Origin of the sequence: Porphyromonas sp. COT-290 OH3588 (genome assembly GCF_000769075.1) — a bacterium.
Taxonomy (GTDB): domain Bacteria; phylum Bacteroidota; class Bacteroidia; order Bacteroidales; family Porphyromonadaceae; genus Porphyromonas.
On record NZ_JRFC01000014.1, the window covers coordinates 551,675 to 569,159 of the forward strand.

Annotated in this window: 17 protein-coding genes and 1 tRNA gene; 3 read left to right on the plus strand and 15 right to left on the minus strand. The window is 52.5% G+C overall.

Translation table 11 applies throughout. The annotated features are described in order from the left end of the window. The 4 genes from HQ48_RS04135 to murF form a co-directional block, all read right to left on the minus strand. Positions 1 to 1,185 (minus strand): AGE family epimerase/isomerase, encoded by a 1,185-nt coding sequence (locus tag HQ48_RS04135; RefSeq protein WP_044188764.1) that lies wholly within the window; start codon positions 1,183 to 1,185, stop codon positions 1 to 3. A gap of 203 nt (positions 1,186 to 1,388) precedes the next feature. Continuing rightward, positions 1,389 to 1,459, minus strand: a tRNA-Gln gene (locus HQ48_RS04140). Positions 1,460 to 1,551: 92 nt separating this feature from the next. Further along, entirely contained in the window at positions 1,552 to 3,003 is a 1,452-nt protein-coding gene (gene rpoN / locus HQ48_RS04145) for an RNA polymerase factor sigma-54 (protein ID WP_044231785.1), read from the minus strand. A gap of 8 nt (positions 3,004 to 3,011) precedes the next feature. Then, the gene (gene murF / locus HQ48_RS04150; RefSeq protein WP_044231786.1) at positions 3,012 to 4,322 is read right to left on the minus strand and encodes a UDP-N-acetylmuramoyl-tripeptide--D-alanyl-D-alanine ligase; all 1,311 of its coding nucleotides are present in this window, start codon (positions 4,320 to 4,322) and stop codon (positions 3,012 to 3,014) included. Between the two features lie 948 nt (positions 4,323 to 5,270). Between murF and HQ48_RS04155 the strand changes: the two genes are divergently transcribed. The 3 genes from HQ48_RS04155 to radA all read left to right on the plus strand — a co-directional run bounded on the left by HQ48_RS04155 (position 5,271) and on the right by radA (position 8,586). Then, on the plus strand, positions 5,271 to 6,155 hold the full coding sequence (locus HQ48_RS04155) for a YicC/YloC family endoribonuclease (protein WP_044231787.1): 885 nt from the start codon (positions 5,271 to 5,273) through the stop codon (positions 6,153 to 6,155). Positions 6,156 to 6,270: 115 nt separating this feature from the next. Continuing rightward, positions 6,271 to 7,200 carry a dimethylarginine dimethylaminohydrolase family protein gene (locus HQ48_RS04160; RefSeq protein ID WP_044188752.1) on the plus strand — a complete coding sequence of 310 codons (930 nt, stop codon included), beginning with the start codon at positions 6,271 to 6,273 and terminating at the stop codon, positions 7,198 to 7,200. A 9-nt stretch (positions 7,201 to 7,209) separates the two neighbouring features. Continuing rightward, positions 7,210 to 8,586, plus strand: a complete 1,377-nt coding sequence (gene radA, locus HQ48_RS04165) for a DNA repair protein RadA (RefSeq protein ID WP_044231789.1) — start codon at positions 7,210 to 7,212, stop codon at positions 8,584 to 8,586. Between the two features lie 202 nt (positions 8,587 to 8,788). On the opposite strand, the gene HQ48_RS09180 is transcribed toward radA, so the two are convergent. The 11 genes from HQ48_RS09180 to HQ48_RS04220 all read right to left on the minus strand — a co-directional run bounded on the left by HQ48_RS09180 (position 8,789) and on the right by HQ48_RS04220 (position 17,475). After that, positions 8,789 to 9,322 carry a rhodanese-like domain-containing protein gene (locus HQ48_RS09180; protein WP_200879860.1) on the minus strand — a complete coding sequence of 178 codons (534 nt, stop codon included), beginning with the start codon at positions 9,320 to 9,322 and terminating at the stop codon, positions 8,789 to 8,791. Between the two features lie 286 nt (positions 9,323 to 9,608). Continuing rightward, positions 9,609 to 9,986 carry a RidA family protein gene (locus tag HQ48_RS04175; RefSeq protein WP_044188746.1) on the minus strand — a complete coding sequence of 126 codons (378 nt, stop codon included), beginning with the start codon at positions 9,984 to 9,986 and terminating at the stop codon, positions 9,609 to 9,611. A gap of 8 nt (positions 9,987 to 9,994) precedes the next feature. After that, the gene (locus HQ48_RS04180) at positions 9,995 to 10,861 is read right to left on the minus strand and encodes a M48 family metallopeptidase (RefSeq protein ID WP_044188744.1); all 867 of its coding nucleotides are present in this window, start codon (positions 10,859 to 10,861) and stop codon (positions 9,995 to 9,997) included. Between the two features lie 22 nt (positions 10,862 to 10,883). After that, entirely contained in the window at positions 10,884 to 11,987 is a 1,104-nt protein-coding gene (locus HQ48_RS04185; RefSeq protein ID WP_235300190.1) for a CapA family protein, read from the minus strand. Between the two features lie 35 nt (positions 11,988 to 12,022). Then, on the minus strand, positions 12,023 to 12,976 hold the full coding sequence (gene rsgA / locus HQ48_RS04190; RefSeq protein WP_044231792.1) for a ribosome small subunit-dependent GTPase A: 954 nt from the start codon (positions 12,974 to 12,976) through the stop codon (positions 12,023 to 12,025). Positions 12,977 to 12,995: 19 nt separating this feature from the next. After that, on the minus strand, positions 12,996 to 13,559 hold the full coding sequence (gene frr / locus HQ48_RS04195) for a ribosome recycling factor (RefSeq protein ID WP_044231794.1): 564 nt from the start codon (positions 13,557 to 13,559) through the stop codon (positions 12,996 to 12,998). 64 nt (positions 13,560 to 13,623) lie between these two features. Continuing rightward, positions 13,624 to 14,337, minus strand: a complete 714-nt coding sequence (gene pyrH / locus HQ48_RS04200; protein WP_044231795.1) for a UMP kinase — start codon at positions 14,335 to 14,337, stop codon at positions 13,624 to 13,626. Between the two features lie 159 nt (positions 14,338 to 14,496). Next, positions 14,497 to 14,790 (minus strand): ribosome hibernation-promoting factor, HPF/YfiA family, encoded by a 294-nt coding sequence (gene hpf, locus HQ48_RS04205; RefSeq protein WP_044188730.1) that lies wholly within the window; start codon positions 14,788 to 14,790, stop codon positions 14,497 to 14,499. Positions 14,791 to 14,792: 2 nt separating this feature from the next. Continuing rightward, positions 14,793 to 15,689 carry a tyrosine-type recombinase/integrase gene (locus tag HQ48_RS04210; RefSeq protein WP_044232001.1) on the minus strand — a complete coding sequence of 299 codons (897 nt, stop codon included), beginning with the start codon at positions 15,687 to 15,689 and terminating at the stop codon, positions 14,793 to 14,795. Positions 15,690 to 15,710: 21 nt separating this feature from the next. Next, complete coding sequence (locus HQ48_RS04215; RefSeq protein ID WP_044231797.1) at positions 15,711 to 16,484, minus strand: TatD family hydrolase; 774 nt, start codon at positions 16,482 to 16,484, stop codon at positions 15,711 to 15,713. 1 nt (position 16,485) lies between these two features. Continuing rightward, complete coding sequence (locus HQ48_RS04220; protein ID WP_044231799.1) at positions 16,486 to 17,475, minus strand: polyprenyl synthetase family protein; 990 nt, start codon at positions 17,473 to 17,475, stop codon at positions 16,486 to 16,488. Between the last annotated feature and the right edge of the window lie 10 nt (positions 17,476 to 17,485).

Here is a 17,485-nt window from a genome sequence, read left to right on the forward strand (position 1 = left end):
TTAGAGTTTTGCTAGCATCTCTTGGCAGAGCTGATAGCTCTTGATCATCATACGGGGAATGTGGAATGGACCTTTGAAGATATTACCCTTGGCAGGTTGAGCTACCGAGCCGTCCCGATGCAGATAACCATACCACTCTCCGAATTCGTTGTCTGGGAAATGAGCATACGTCCAATCGCTGATTTGGCGATGCATCTGCATATACTTCTCATCTCCGCTAAGCTGATAGGCGTAGAGTGTGGCGATGATTGCTTCGGTCTGTGGCCACCAGAACTTCATATCTTGCGAATAGTCCTGTGCGGGGAAGCCCTTGCAATCTCTGAAGTTGATGATACCGCCATACTCCTGATCCCAGCCCCAGTCCCAAGACCAGTCTAGAATCGTAAGAGCCATATCCTGCAGCTCCTTATCGCCTCCACGATATTTCACTTCGTCGAGCAGGAACCACGCTGTCTCGATGCAGTGGCCGGGATTAATTAGTCGGCCATTGATTGTGTCGATAAACTCACCATGCTCACCTACTCCCTCAAGAAGCGCCTTGTACTCGGGCTTCATGAAGTATGTTTTGAGCTCATAGATCGAGTCGGCGATCTGCTTGTCGAGTGCAGGATCGGCAATAGCTGAGCGCAAACGAGCCGCTACATTGAGCATAATCATGACGATCGAGTGCGATCGTCCCTTGACGTGTGGCTCATACTTAGCTGGCAGTGCGCCGGGTGTAGCGAGCCAGCCCTGCACCTGCTTGAAGAGTGCTAGGGCACGCTCTGCATAAGATCTATCGCCCGAGGCGATGCTGTACTCCGCCATAGCGATGATGGCGAAGGTTTCGCTGAAGACATAGCGACGCAAGCGCAGGGGTGTACCGTCTGCCATTACCTCGAAGTACATACGACCATCGGCGTTGAAACAGTGCTGCAAGAGGAAGTCTATACAACTCTTACTTGCCTCTAGGTATTCGGCTCTAGGCTCTATTTCGTTGTAGGCATTGGCAAAAATGTATCCTGCGCGCCCCTGAAACCAAACACTCTTGGTGCCGTCCATCAGCTTGCCATCTCTATCTAGGCAGGTATATATGCCACCATGCACAGGATCCAACCCATGCTTGAGCCAGAAATTAAGGATATTATCTTGGAGCTCACTGCGATAACGCTCAGCCCAATAAGTCAAATAAGTCTTGATGTCCATTGAGGTAATTAAAACAATTTACAATATGACAAAAGTAATCCTAATCTCCCAATATAGCAAGCAGATAGCCCCTCGGCAAACAGCACGAATGCGTTGGTCCATTAGAATACAAGTAAAACAGAGGGAAGAGGAATGCAAAAAAGTGTCAAGGAGGACTTTAACAAGCATAAATAAAAAAGGGGAGCTAATTAGCTCCCCTTTAGTTGCCTCATAAGGACTCGAACCTTAACAAACAGGACCAGAATCTGTTGTGCTACCATTACACCATGAGGCAATCACATTCGGATAAGAAAAATTTCCTAAATCCGACGGCAAAGGTAATACTAATTTCCAAATACACAAGCGAGGTGAGAGAAAATGCAGCCACTACAGCTCACGGCGCAACCTAGCTACCGGTAGCTTCAACTGCTCCCGATACTTCGCCACAGTGCGCCTAGCCAGAGGGTAACCCTGCTTGGCAAGCAAATCAACCAGCTCGGCATCTGTATAGGGATTGTGCTTGTCTTCCTCCGAGATTAGGAGCTCCAGAGCCTGCTTGATCTGTCGCGTGGAGATCTCCTCCCCCTCATCGTTGGTAATGCCCTCGCCAAAGAAAAATTTGAGCGAATAGACACCGTGATCCGTTTGCACACTCTTGCTATTGCTCACACGGCTAATAGTACTAATGTCTAGCCCTGTGGCCTCGGCGATATCTCGCAGAACCATGGGGCGCAAGTCGCTCAGCTCACCCGAGAGGAAGAATGCGTGCTGGTGCGCCACAATGGCAAGCATAGTCTGTCTAAGCGTCTGTTGCCTCTGAGCCACAGCGTCTATGAACCAACGAGCTTGCTCTACCTTATGCTTGAGGAAAGTCATCGCTTCTCGTCGCTTACGGTCTGCTGATCCCTGCTGGACGTCCTCGAGCATAGCCACATAGGTAGGGCTAAGTCTAAGCGGTGTGAGCTCTCGCTCGTGTACAAGCGCCACGGTAAGCTCACCATCGACCTCCGAAACGATGAAGTCGGGGGCGTACTGCATCATACGGCTCTCCTCATCGCTCCCTAGCCCCGAGGTCGGACGTGGGTTGAGTTTAGCCACCAGAGCGTAGACCTCCGAGAGCTCATCTTGGCTAATCTCGAGCGAAGCGCAGAGCTTGTCGAAGCGTTTATTGACGAAGTCGTCGTAGTGATGGCGTAGGATCGTCAGCGCTAGAGCTATACCAAGACGAGATCCCTCCACTCTACGCTCTAGTTGTAGGATTAGACACTCCTGCAAGTTGCGAGCTGCAATGCCAGCAGGCTCAAGCCCTTGAATACGTTTGATAAGTTCCCTCAACTCGTATTCGCTCGCCTCAATACCTACCTTGAAGAGCAGATCGTCTTGTAGCTGATAGATCGAGCGATCGAGATAACCCTCTGCCGAGAGATTGCCTATAATATAGCGTGCAAGCTCTCGCTCTCGCTCGGTGAGCTTGGTCAGGCTAAGCTGCTCCATGAGTAGCTCGTCTAGCGATGGCGCAGAGGCAGAGAAAGGGACCTCCTCTCGCTTAGCCTGCCGCTCTTGTAGCTCTCTGAGTTTATAGGCAGGTATATCATCTTCGCTGGCATACTCCCCTAGCTCCCAGTCCTGCTCGCTCGCCTCGCCTCGGGCCTCGTCGTCGGCAGAGGATAGGCCCTCTGCCTCGTAGTTCTCCTCGAGAGCTGGGTTCTCCTCAAGCTCCCGCTCTATACGTATCTCTAGCTCGAGGGTTGTCAGCTCGAGCATCTTGATGGCTTGTATCTGTGCGGGGCTTAGTGTAAGTCCCTGCTCCAGCCGCTGCTGTTGGGTCAGTTTATTCATAGTGTCCACTAGAATAGGTGGAGGATATGCCCTAGACCTATCCCATTGGAGCCCTTGACCAGTACCAAGTAGCCCTTAGGGGGGTGTTGCTCTAGCCAGTGCGCTAGTTCCTCTCTCGTTAGGAAGCTATTGGCGACCTCTCCTAGCTCTTGGCGCCACTTAGGGCCACAGTAGAGTACTTGGTCTTGCTCGCCTAGCAGTGCCTCTACCTCCCGACGCAACTTGTGGTGGGCAGCCTCACTCTCGGCCCCTAGCTCATTCATATCTCCAAGCACCAAAAGTCTAGGACGATCGACCGATAGGCTGACAAGGTTGCGCAGGGCGGTGTGCATACTCGAGGGATTGGCATTGTAGGCATCGGCGATGAGCCAGTTGTGCTCGGTTTCAATGAGCTGACTGCGGCTATTGCTTGGGGCATAGTCTGCCAAGGCTTGGGAGATGTCCTCTACTGGCACATCGAAGTAGAGCCCCATGGCGATAGCGGCCAAAGCATTGTCTAGATTGTAGCCCCCCACCAACCTCGTAGACTGCTTGCACTCGGCTATCTGTAGCGTGGGGCAAAACCATGTGAAGTGTAAGAAAAGCTCACGATTGTCCTCTGGCAAGACACCTCTAACTACTGCCTCCTCGCCCTGACCATAGGTAACGGCAGGGATACCACGCCCTAGGTCACGAAGCGTAGCGTCCTCCTCTCTGAGGAATATCTTGCCCTCATGCGCCCTAAGCCAGTCGTACAGCTCGCCCTTAGTCTTGATGACCCCGATGAGCGAACCGAAGCCCTCTAGATGCGCCAGCCCTACATTAGTAATAAGGCCGTAGTTGGGTTGGGCAATGGCGCATAGCTCAGCAATGTCGCCCGGCTTACTCGCCCCCATCTCGATGAGTGCGATCTGATGCTCAGAGGTAAGGCGCAGCAGAGTAAGCGGTACGCCGATATGGTTGTTTAGATTACCCTCGGTGTAGAGCAGGTTGTAGCTCTTGGCGAGTACGGCAGCAGCGAGCTCTTTGGTCGTCGTCTTGCCATTCGTCCCAGTAATCGCAATGACGGGAGTAGCTAGAGCTTGCCTATGATGTGCCGCCAGAGCTTGTAGAGCCTCCAGCACATTAGGCACATGGAGCAGCCGCTCCCCTACGAGCGAGGCATCATCTACGACGGCATAGGCAGCCCCTGCCTCTATGGCCGATAGGGCGTACTGGTTGCCATCGAATCTCTCTCCTCGCAGAGCGAAGAAGATGCTGTCGGGCGTGATACTTCGGCTATCGGTAGAGATCGCTGGGTGCTCTAGATAGAGGCTATATAGTTGTTCTATTGTCGTCATATCTACTCCTAAATTTTGATGATATACAAATGTACACCAAAGGGCGGACATTATCCATCTCCGCTCTGCCCAAAGTCTTTGCGATGTAGCGCTGACAATCGCTATTCAATAACCTCGCCTTGCCACATTCAATACCCTTACTACGCCCCAAAATCCCCTCAAGGCTCGCATATCGCTCCCCTACTCGGTTTTTGCCAGCAGTGGACATAAGCCCTCATCATCACATTGGGTCGGATTGATTTGGGGTTTCATTCTTCGCATTTTTGGTTAAGGAGTATTAAAGGATTTCTAAGGTTTTTGACGGAACAAGGCCGTGACCCTACAAAGACTAGCAGGAAGTCTGGGAGAAATTAATGGGAAGATTTATTCGGATCGATGGGCTTATTCTCCGAGATGTGTCCACCAATCGGAGAAGATTGATGGGAAGAAATCCTGCAAAATACACTACAAGCACATAAAACGATCCTCCAAACCATCATATCAGCCTATTTTACAGCAGTTTGTAATCACATCGTTTGATGCAATTATTTTCACTCGACTGGGGCTAAGTGCCAAAACGAGGTCGAGCTCAATCTAGAGCCTCCTAGAGGGCAAATACGAGGTCTGCACAAGTTATCCACCACTTATACACCTATTCCCATCAACATTCTGAAACTTGACCTAAAATATAAATTCCCCAATACCCTTTGTAATCATTTATTAAGCTTCTAGAGCCCGAACCCGATCTATTGAGCCATTCGCTTGCTAGCACTCACTGTAGATAGCAAGGCCGATTGGAGTACAACACGCCTTGTAACCTGCTCCCGCATCTCTGCACCGAGTCCTGCAAACCTACCGCAGAAAGGAGAAATAGCCGTGCTAGCCTAGCGAAGAGTAAGCCATAGAGCTTGTGTAGGTTTGGAGAGAAAAGCGTAACTTTGGGGATACAAGTAAGCAAACTGAATTAGTATGATTTTATCAATGACGGGTGTAGGCAAGTCCATCGCTCGATACAACAATAAAAACATCGTCGTCTTCGTCAAGACACTCAACAGCAAACAACTAGACATATCCACACGCATCGCTCAGCCCTACCGAGAAAAAGAGATTGAGATCCGTGGCCTTGTGGCCGAGGCGCTCGTACGGGGCAAAGTAGAGCTAAGCATCAGCATCGAGGAGGAAGCTGGAGCACTCTCGGGAGTGCAGAAAATCAATGAGGAAGCACTCAAGTACTATATCGAGGCACTCTCCCCTCTCTACAAAGGGTTGGCTCTAGAGCTCCAAACCTCCGAGAGCCTACTGCGCCTGCCGGGCGTACTTCTCCCCAACGAGAGCAGCCTGCTCGAGGAGCTACCAGATGAGGAATGGCAGGTACTGGGTGGCGCCATTCGAGAGGCGCTTGAGGCTGTCACGGCTTTCCGTCGCCAAGAGGGTACTATGCTCGAGGGAGCTCTGCGGCAGCGCATCGACAACATCTCTAACCTGCTGCAAGGCGTAGATCAGCCCGAGGCCGAACGCATCGAAGCCATTCGCCAGCGCATCACCGAGTCCCTACAAAAGATTAGCCCCGATAGCTATGACAAAGGCCGACTAGAGCAAGAGATGATCTACTACATTGAGAAGCTCGACATCAACGAGGAGAAAGATCGTCTACGCCACCACCTCGGCTACTTTGTCGAGGTCATCGAGCAGGGTGAAGCACAGGGCAAGACATTGGGCTTCATCGCCCAAGAAATCGGCCGAGAGATCAATACCCTTGGATCGAAAAGCAACAATGCCGAGATGCAGAAAATCGTAGTTAAGATGAAAGACGAACTAGAGCAAATCAAGGAGCAGTCGCTCAACATTCTCTAGACTCATCATAGAGTATCGCCCCAGCAAGCCCACTAGGCAAGGGGCGATACTTGCATATCTACCAAGCACCAACTAAAAAAATCAATCAGCTCGACTTAATACAATCCCAAGAAATATGAAACAGATCATTCCCAGCGTCCACAACGAAACAGACCGCCTAGAGGTGGTCGTGCTAGGATTACCCCATAGCCTCGGGCCAGACCCTACACTAGACCAGACCTACGATGCCAAGAGCTACGAAGCAGTTAGCCGAGGTGTCTACCCCCAAGAGCAGGACGTGATACATGAGATGAATGCCGTACTCTCTGTACTTGAGCGCAACGGTGTCGAGGTGCTGCGCCCAGATTTGGTAGAGGACTACAACCAAATTTTCGCCCGTGATGTGGCCTTCGTCATCGATGACACCCTCTTCGTGTCCAACCTGATCCCAGACCGAGAGAAAGAAACAGGGGCTATCGGGCATATCCTCGAGCGTATCCCCTCGGCGCATATCGAGAGCCTCCCCGAGCGTGTGCATACCGAGGGCGGAGATATTCTACTCTACGATGATATTTTATTCGTAGGCTGCTATCTACGCCCAGACTACTCAACCTACAAGACAGCACGCACCAACCAATATGCTATCGACTACCTGCGTGAGCGTTTCCCAACCAAGCAGGTTGTCCCCCTAGAGCTGCGCAAGCACGACCACGACCCACGGCTGAGTGTCCTACACCTAGATTGTGCCTTCCAGCCAGTGGGCAAAGGGCGAGCACTTATCTTCCGTGAGGGATTTCTAGAGCCTAAGTATGTAGGGGTAGTAGAGGAGATCTTCGGCAAGGATAATCTATTCGCCGTGACTGGTGAGGAGGCCTATATGATGAACACCAACTTGGTATCTCTATCGCCTAGCAGAGTCATCAGCGACCAAGCCTTCACACGCCTCAATCAGCACCTAGAGCAGAACTGGGGTATCGCCGTAGAAGCAGTCCCCTACCAAGAGATCGCCAAGATGGGTGGCCTGCTACGTTGCTCAACGATGCCTTTGGTACGCAAGCCGATCTAATGCAAGTTAATGGCTAAGCAAAAAATCGTATTTGCCTGCCAAGGCTGTGGCACAGTCTACCCCAAGTGGCAGGGACAGTGCCATGCCTGTGGCGAGTGGAACACCATAGCCGAGGAGGTATCAACCAGCAGCAACCGTCCGTCAGTAGGGCACCCTGCACTAGGAGGCACAGTGGCCGTGAAGCCCGTTCGCCTCTCCGATATTGCCGCAAACGCTGAGGTGCGCCAAGACATGCTCGACCCTGAGCTCAATCGAGTGCTCGGCGGTGGCTTGGTGCCGGGTGCCTTTGTGCTACTAGGAGGAGAACCGGGCATCGGCAAGAGTACGCTGATTCTACAGACGGTGCTGCGCCTACCCTTGCGCACGCTCTACGTTTCGGGCGAGGAAAGCCAAACACAGCTCAAGGTGAGAGCCGATAGGCTTGGCACTGGTGTGGCCGACTGCCTAATCTACACAGAAACAAACCTCGAGCGTATCCTCACGACAGCCCTAGAGGTCAAGCCCGACCTTGTGGTCATCGACTCGATCCAGACCATACAGACGGAGCTATCGGAGAGTAGCCCCGGGAGTATCTCGCAGATCCGCGAGTGTGCGAACCTACTGCTCAAGTACAGCAAGACAGAGGGTGTACCCGTGATCCTCATCGGACACATCAACAAGGAGGGGAGCATCGCAGGGCCCAAGATACTAGAGCACACGGTCGATGTCGTCTTGCAGTTCGATGGCGACAAGCACTATATGTACCGCATCTTGCGTGGACAGAAGAACCGCTTCGGCTCGACCAACGAGCTGGGCATCTACGAGATGCAGCAGACAGGGCTACGCCCCGTAGAGAACCCCTCGGAGCATCTCATTAGCCGTGATCGAGCGCACCTGAGTGGCATCGCTATTGCCGTGGCGATGGAGGGCGTCCGCCCTTTCCTTATAGAAACGCAGGCCTTGGTCAGCTCTGCCGTCTATGCTACACCGCAGCGCTCTGCTACGGGCTACGACACGAGGCGCATGAATATGCTACTGGCTGTACTGGAGAAGCGAGCCGGCTTCAAGCTCATACAGAAGGACGTCTTCCTCAACATAGCCGGGGGCATCAAGATTGCCGACCCAGCGAGTGATCTGGCTATCATCACTTCTGTCCTCTCCTCGAGCCTAGACATCGCCCTCCCCGAGGGTGTTTGCCTGACGGGAGAGGTCGGGCTATCGGGAGAGGTGCGCCCCGTGAGTCGTGCCGAGCAGCGCATTCTAGAGGCCGAGCGCATTGGGCTCAAGGCTATTATCCTACCACAAGCCAACCTCGCACAGCTGAGCAACCGCTCGTGGGGCATTCGCCTCGTGGGGGTAAGTACCGTAGAGGAGGCTTTCCGCCTGCTCTTCAAGCCAAGGGAGTAGAGAGAATTATCGTCAAGCCATATACAAGAGAGGGGTAAGGTGCAGAAAGGTAAGAGCTGCCTATGCATTACGGCTCACCACACCCCTGTATATACTATTGTGCCGATAGCCTAGCCTAGCGATACAAAAAACGCCTCCTCGCCCTAGCAAAGAAAGACCTTTGCTGTAGGGCGAGGAGGCGATCGTGCTATATACAAACAGCCTACAAGCCGAGCCTTTCCTTAGCAGCCTTGACCATTTGCCAAGTACCGCCATTGATTACGTTGGGTATGCCAGCCTCATCAAGTATAGCTTTAGCCTGACCGCTACGGTTGCCACTACGACAGAAGACTAAGATTCCTTTCTTCCCCTTAAACTCCTCAAGACGATCCTTAATCGAGCTGAGAGGGATATTCACAGCTCCGGGCACACTGCCAGCGGCAAACTCTCTAGGCGTACGTACATCTACGAGCATGGCTCCGTACTTGAGCGCACTATCGAGATCGGTGATACGCCCCTCTTCTTTCTTATCCTCCTTTTGCCTATCGTCTTTCTTTTGGTCTTTGGGCTCCTCCTTTTTCTCTTCCTTCTTTTCGTTCTTAGGCTCATCTTTCTGCTCCTCCTTCTTTGGCTGGGTAGGCACCTCGGTCTGCTTAGACTCTGGGGCAGGTGTTAGGGGCATGCTGTCGGAGCAACTCATCGCCGTTAGGGCAAATACTAATAGGAAGGACTTCCCTCCAAGTGTCTTAATACTCATTCGATTATTTTATTTATTGCTTAAATATATGTTTGATAATAACGAAGCACCTAAGCTAAATGTTTATACTCGAATAGCAAGGTGTCTACCTATACAGATCTTCGGGCGCTCTACAGTAGGGGGTGCCTCTAGCTCAAAAAGTAGAAGGTAAGAGGGTGGTATACCCCCTCTCGTCGGCCTCGGAGCCTTGCAGTCTGCGCATTCTGAAACACCCAAAAGGGGCTGTAGCAAAAATAAACTTTGCCACAGCCCCCTCTCTTGTGTTTGAAGTTTCAGTCTGGGACAGTTAGCCCTTGATAGCAAGTACCTCGATCTCTACTAGACCGTTCTTGGGTAGCGTGCGGACGGCTACGGCAGAGCGTGCGGGGAAAGTGCCCTCGAACTGACGAGCATACACCTCGTTCATCGCTGCGAAGTCGCCCATATCGGCTAGAAAGACAGTGGTCTTAACCACATCGTTGATCGTCATACCAGCTTCGGCGAGTATGGCATGTACATTACGGAAAGCCTGCTCGGTCTGAGCCGTGATCCCGTCTGCAAATTCGCCCGTCTTGGGGTCGATCCCCAGCTGACCAGAGGCGTAGAGCGTTTTATCTACAAGAACAGCTTGGCTGTAAGGGCCGATAGCAGCAGGTGCTGCTGAGGTAGAAATAACTTTCTTCATAAGATCTATTATTTTTTTCGAGTTGAATGGGTTTTCTTCTTCGTCACTGGCGTATAGGTCACACCAGAGCTCTTGGGCTTGTAGTGCTTGAGCGCATGAGGCATATAGGTTTGGATCTCACGGATACGTGTTTCGTCGGAGGGGTGTGTAGAGAGAAATTCCATACCGCCCTTGCTCCCTGCACCCATTTTGCGCCACAGATTAACTGCCTCGTTGGGATCGTAACCAGCCATAGCCATAAGCACTAGACCAATTTTATCGGCCTCTAGCTCCTGCTTACGGCCAAAAGGTAGAGCAACGAACATATTCGTCCCAAGACCATAAGCCTGACCGATAACCATGCGCATCAGAGCGGACTTATCACTCACAGCACTACCGAGAATGTCGCCACCCATCTGCAGTAGCATTTGGTTGCTGATGCGCTCATTTGCATGCTTAGCCAAAGCGTGTGCGACCTCGTGACCGATAACGGCAGCAAGCTGAGCATCGGAGCCAGCACCAGAACCGATAAGATTAAGTAGCCCAGTATAGACGACAATCTTACCACCGGGCATACAGAAAGCATTGACCGATTGGCTATTCACGACGTTGAGCTCCCAAGACATCTGACGAGCAAGATCGTCGAACCTCTGCTCCTTGAGGTACTGCATCGTCGCATTGATGATGCGTGTACCGACCTCTTTCACTCGGCTATTGGTCGTCATATTCGTGCTAAGAGGGGCTTGCTGGATAAACGAGCGATACTGAGATACGCTTGAGGATAAGATCTCGTTGTCCGAAACTAGATTGAGGGTACGCCTCCCCGTCACGGGCACCGTACCGCAAGAGTAGAGTCCTAGGGCAAGTAGGAGGGCGGAGATGAACTTATTGCTCATAAAATCAAGACTATTTAGAGGGTTAATGCACCATAGGAATGGCACTATAATAGGAACAAAAATCCTGTAAATCGACCTGCTCTACCCGAGGCAATGGCACGGGAACTTGAGCCTTCGGCAAATCTACAGGGAGTAAGCGATAGACCGCTCGCCCATCTGGACGAAGCTTATTGACAAAAACGTATTGATAGCTAGGCTGTGTGACAATATCAGCCATCGGATTGGCTCGACTAAGGGTTAGGGAGAGTAGCATGCCACCACGTGTGGCAGCTGGTTTGCGCTGATTGCTAACAAAGTTGCCCAACGAATAGATCACAAAGCTCTTCTTACTCTGTAGGCTGTCTGGCTCAATCCATTCGCTCTGCTGTACGACGTGCGGGTGACTCCCTACGATTGCGTCCACTCCTTGGCCGTGAAGCCATCGAGCAAGGGCACGCTGTTCTCTATTGGGCGCTCGTTCGTACTCTACCCCCCAATGTATCTGGACGATCTTGTAGTTCGCTCCAAGCGAATCGGCCCGAGCGATGTCCTGAGCCATTAGGAGCGTATCAATACCATCTACCAGAGTTGGCTCTGGCACTGTGAGGCCATTCGTCCCATAGGTATAGGCCAGTACGGCTAGACGCAAACTCCCAAGCTCTAGCATAAGAGGTACTGTGCGCTTACGTTCGTCCACACTTCGGTAGCTACCCGTGTGAGCAATGCCTAGGCTATCTAGGACATCGAGGGTGCGTGTAATACCAAGCGCGGAGCGGTCGGCCGAGTGATTATTGCTGGTCGTCAGGACATCGAAGCCAGCTTCTCGCAGAGCCGTGCCCATAGCATCGGGCGTAGAAAACATTGGATAGCCAGTGTAAGGCTTACCTCCAAAGGTCGTTTCCAAGTTGCCAAAGGCTAAATCGGCCGAGCTGATACGAGAGGCTAGCGAATCGAAGGACGAAGTAAAGTCATACATACCCTCGGCCGTGCGAGCCGCCTTGATCTGCGGGCCGTGCGCCATGATATCCCCAGCGAAAACAAGGCGATAAACCTCTGGCCTAACTGGAGCTATTGTATCCGACGACTGAACAGAAGTACTCGAGGCTTCTGCACAACTTACCCCAGAGAGCAGGAGAAGAAAGCTCAAGATGTGGAGTATTCGGCAGAGGGATCGCATAGGCTTTAGTATTCGGGGCGATACTTCTCTTCGTCCTTGTCTTCAAGAATGCTCAGATAGCTGATGTATCTGCTCTCGGCGATGCGCCCGTCCTCTAGCGCCTCACGCACGGCACAGGCTGGTTCGTGGGTATGTGTGCAGTTGCCGAAGCGACATTGGGGCTGGAGGGCAAAGATCTCGGGGAAGTAGTGTGACACTTCTTCGTCCTGCATATCGAGCAGTCCGAACCCTTTGATACCCGGTGTGTCGATCAGATAGCCCTTGCTCGTGGGCAGAGGGATCATCTGGGAGAATGTTGTGGTGTGCATTCCCGTGTAATGCGCTTGGGAAATATCGCCCGTACGTAAGTCTACACCGGGAATCAAAGCATTGATGAGCGTACTTTTGCCCACACCCGAGTGCCCGCTAAAGAGCGTGATCTTGTCCTGCATCTGCTCACTCAGAGTCTCGAGCCCCTCGCCCGTGATGGCCGAGACTCTATGACAAGTGTAGCCAATACCCGTGTAGAGAGCGATAAGCTCTGCAAGATAGGCTTGGCCTTCTTCGTTGAGGAGGTCGGTTTTGTTGAAGACAAGTTGCGTGGGTACTCGATACGCTTCGGCATTGGCGAGGAAGCGATCGATAAACGTAGTACTGGTCTCTGGTGCAACCAGCGTACAGACCAGAAACGAAGCATCTATATTAGCTGCAAGGATATGCGACTGTTTCGATAGATTGGCAGCCCGACGCAATATGTAGTTGCGTCGGGGCAGTATTTCTTTGATGAAGTGTGCCTCGCCTCCGCCCTCTGGAGTTAGCTTAACCTCTACACGATCGCCCACGACGATTGGGTTGGTCGAGCGAATGCCCCTAAGGCGCAGATTGCCCTTGGCCAAACAAGCTCGCTCGACACCATCGTCGCAGAGCACGAGATAGTGGCTGCCTGTGTTGCGAATGACCAGACCCTGTACTTCTTGCATTGCGATAGCTGTACGGACTCTAGACCGTCATGATTTCCTTTTCCTTCTCGCCGAAAAGCTCGTCAATACGCTTAATATACTTATCGTGGAGCTTCTGCACTTCTGCCTCGGCGTCCTTGGCTACGTCTTCGGGCGTATTGTCTGTCTTGATGCTCTTCTTGACGGCGTCGTTGGTATCGCGACGTACGTTGCGCACTCGGATCTTCGCTTCCTCAGCGTCCGACTTAACCTGCTTGACCAGCTCACGGCGACGATCTTCGGTCAGCGGTGGAATGCCGAGACGGATCAGCTCGCCATTATTCTCGGGCGTAATGCCGAGAGGAGAGTTAATGATCGCACGCTCGATGTCGCGAATGATCGTCTTCTCCCATGGAGTGATCACGATACTCTTGGCGTCTGGGATTGTCACCGAACCAACCTGATTGAGGGGTACAAGACTTCCGTAGTACTCTACCATGATGCCATCTAGGATCTTAGGATTGGCCTTGCCGGCACGCACTCGTCCTAGTAGCTCCTCGAGGTGATCTACAGCCTTGCTCATACTTTCGCCCGCTTGGGCTATCATGCTTTTTAAGTCGCTCATTACTTTATTATTCTAGGGTTTATCTTCTACTCTTTTATATTCTAATCCTACTCCAGCGAACTATTTATTCGTTGCTCACGTAGGTGCCGATATTCTCGCCGCTGAGCACTTTGATGAGGTTGCCGGGCGTATCCATATCGAAGACTACAATGGGGAGGTTGTTCTCCATACACATCGTCGTAGCCGTCAAATCCATAATCTTGAGGCCTCGGCGATAGATCTCCTGATAGCTGATGCGGTCGAACTTGGTTGCCGCTGGATCTTTCTCGGGATCTGCCGTATAGATACCGTCCACACGTGTTCCCTTGAGCATCACATCAGCCTCCAGCTCGATGCCTCTGAGCGACGAACCGGTATCGGTCGTGAAGAATGGGTTACCCGTACCAGCCGAGAGGATAACCACCTGCCCAGCCTCCATGGCCTCGATCGCACGCCACTTGGTATATAGCTCACCAATAGGCTCCATGCGAATGGCCGTCATCACGCGGTTCTTCACGCCAACGGCTGAGAGCGCAGAGGATAGGGCAAGGCTATTGATTACGGTCGCAAGCATACCCATCTGATCGCCCTTAACACGGTCGAAGCCTTGTGTGGCTCCGCTCAGACCCCTGAAGATATTCCCGCCACCAATGACGATAGCCACCTGAATACCCATCTGGCACGTAGTCTTGATATCGTGGGCATAATCGGACAGACGCCCCGTATCAATACCGTGCTGCTTAGCTCCCATAAGAGATTCTCCGCTGAGCTTGAGCAGCACTCTATTATATTGCTTCATACAACGCTATAGTTACAAATATCGTATAATACTACAAAGTAACAATATTTCACCACGATGAGCAAATACCCCAAAAGCAATCCCCACCCTATGGCTCCGGGCCTAGGGTGGGGATTGAAGTATCACATCTTGTCTATCGCAGAGAGTGACGAATTACCTCTACTTGCGTGACTCTTTGCGCTTCTCCAGCTGTCGCTTGAGTGCATCAATAGATATATCTATAGCCTCCTCAAATGTGTCGGCAGTCTTATCCGCAAATAGATCGGCGCCTGCGATGATGAGTTTGACAGAGGCTTCTTTGTTAAGCGAAACTTCTGGTTTAATGACCTTGAGAATCACCTCTGCCGCTTGAATTTCGTCGGCGAAACGGTTAAGCTTCTCTAGTTTCTTCTGGATGAACTCCTTGAGCTGAGCGGTGGCTTCGAAGTGCAAAGCCTGAATCCTGATATCCATAGTCATTTTTCTTTTTTTGCTCTTGGGTGAGCGTTATACATCTGTTGCAGCTGTTTGAAGGTCGTATGCGTGTACTGCACTGTCGTCGTGACCGAGCTGTGCCCCATAAGCTCCTTGATGGCCAAGAGATCAGCTCCAGAGTTGAGCATATCGGTAGCGAATGAGTGCCTAAGGGCGTGCGCCCCTCGCCGTGAGAGGTTAGGAACGCTCTCGAGGGCTCGATGTACAATGCGGTAGACCGCTTCGCCCGTCATAGCTTTACCTCTCAAAGATACGAAAAAAGTATCGGTATTTCCAAACGTTTCGTTACGTTTCTCTCGCCACTGAATCAGCAGTTCAGCCAAATTGTTGCCAAAAGGAATGATCCGCTCCTTGCCTCCCTTGCCGAGCACCTTGAGCGTCTGCCCTCGTAGGTCCACATCGGCATCTTTGAGCCCCGCCAGCTCCGAACGCCTGAGCCCACACTCATAGAGTGTGGCGATAAGCGTACGTGCGAGTAGCTCTGGCAGACTCTCCTCTTCCTGCTCCTCAAGTAGCCGCTCGATCTCGGCCGTTGGCACATAGACGGGCAGAGGGCGCTCTGCACGAGGCGGTCGGAGATGTTGCGCTGGGTGGCGGTCGATGTCGCCACGCTTGAGCAGATAGCGGTAGAAGCTCTTGACCGCAGAGAGCCTGCGTGCCACGGAGCTCGCCTTGAGGCCTGAGTCCATTTGTGCCGAGAGCCAACCTCTTATCAAGTCCGTATCGGCCCCACTAGGGGCAACCAACTCCCCAAGTCGCTGCTCGCAGTAGAGGGCATAGGCCTCTAGATCGGCAGCATAGCTCTCTCGGGTACGTCGGGCAGCATTGACCTCCTGCTCCAAGTAGCGCAAATAATCTCGTATCGCTTGGCGCATCATCTCTCTACACTTATCAAGCAACTAAGTCAGCCCAAACAGGCGCTCTGCATTCTGAGCGGTAATCTCCCCCAGCTCATGAGCCGAGAGTCCGTAGATCCCAGCGAGGAACTCTAGGGTGTGCACCAAATGCGCAGGCTCATTGCGTCTGCCTCGCTTAGGCATAGGGCTCAAGTATGGGGCATCGGTTTCTATGAGTAAACGCTCTAGAGGGATCCGCTGCACGTAGGTCTTGAGCTGACTATTCTTGAAGGTTACCACCCCATTGAGCCCAATCATGAAGTCATCGAAGCCGAGTGCCTCCTCCAGCTCCGCCTCACTGCCCGTAAAGCTGTGGAAGACGCCACGAGTTGTATTCCTACCTGCACAGCGTAGCAGGTCGAACGTATCGGCGAATGCCTCGCGCGTGTGTATAATAATAGGTAGGCCGTACCGATGAGCTAGGGCAATCTGCTCAGAGAAAGCCTCTGCCTGCTGTACCTTGTAGGTCGTATCCCAGTAGTAGTCTAGCCCTATCTCCCCAACAGCGACAAAGCGTCCATGGGTAAGAGCCTCGGCAACAAAATCGAGCTGCACACGATAGTCTGCGCCCACAGAGGTCGGATGCAACCCCGCAGAGGGATAAAGCACTTTTGGGTAACGCTCGACGAGCGCCATCATACGAGGATAGCTCTCTCTATCTACATTGGGCAGTACCATACGCTCCACCCCCGAGGATACAGCTCGAGCTAGCACCTCATCAATATCCTCGTCGAACTCCTCGGCGTATATATGCGTATGCGAATCTATCAGCCTCATCTTAGCTCATGCGACTAGCAAGCGAATCGAATAGCTCCACAAGCGGAGCCGTACGCTCCGGCTCCAGAGATAGAGCCCCGAGAATGCCGAGCGCCTCTTGAGTCAGTCGGGTAATCTGGGCACGGGCATACACAGGTGCACCCGCCTTATCGTAGAGAGCTGTAACACCTTGTATCCGCTCTTGGCGATGCTCCTGCCCGAGCGTCATCAAACGATCTAGCTCAACCAAATCTCTCGCCTCAAGCTGCTCGCGAGTATAGAGGAGCATAAGCGTCTTCTTGGCATTCATGATGTCACCTCCGATAGGCTTACCGAAAGTCGCCTCGTCGCCATAGACATCGAGATAGTCGTCCTGTATCTGGAAGGCGAGCCCGAGCCTCTGCCCTACTTCGTCTAGACGCTCTGCGTCCTCCGCACTGGCACCACTAGCTAGAGCACCCAACCGCATAGACGCCCCGAGCAGAACGGCCGTCTTGAGGCGAATCATCTCTAGATACTCGTCCGTAGACACATCTTCACGACACTCAAAGAGCATATCGTACTGCTGACCACGGCAAATATCTACCGCCATCTGATTAAAGATCGGGAAGACACGATAGAGTAGCTCTGCCGAGGCGATACCCTCCAGCGCTCTGTACGCCTCGATACTCATCACATCGCCCGAGAGGACAGCCGTGTTCTCGTCCCACTTGCGATAGACAGTAGGCTGACCACGTCTGAGCGGCGAGCGATCCATCAGATCATCATGTAGCAGCGTAAAGTTGTGGAAGACCTCTAGTGCCACAGCCATCGGCAGGGCAGGACGAATGTCGGCAGAGAAGAGCTGAGCCGAGAGCAAGCAGAGCAACGGACGCACACGCTTACCGCCAAGCTCTAGGGTATAGTGAATGGGGGCATAAAGCTCCTCGGGGATACACGTGGCGTAGCCTTGTGCATGGAGCGCCTGCTCAATCTGTACGAGCAGCTCCGATGATGTACGTAGTGTAGGCATAGTCTATAAC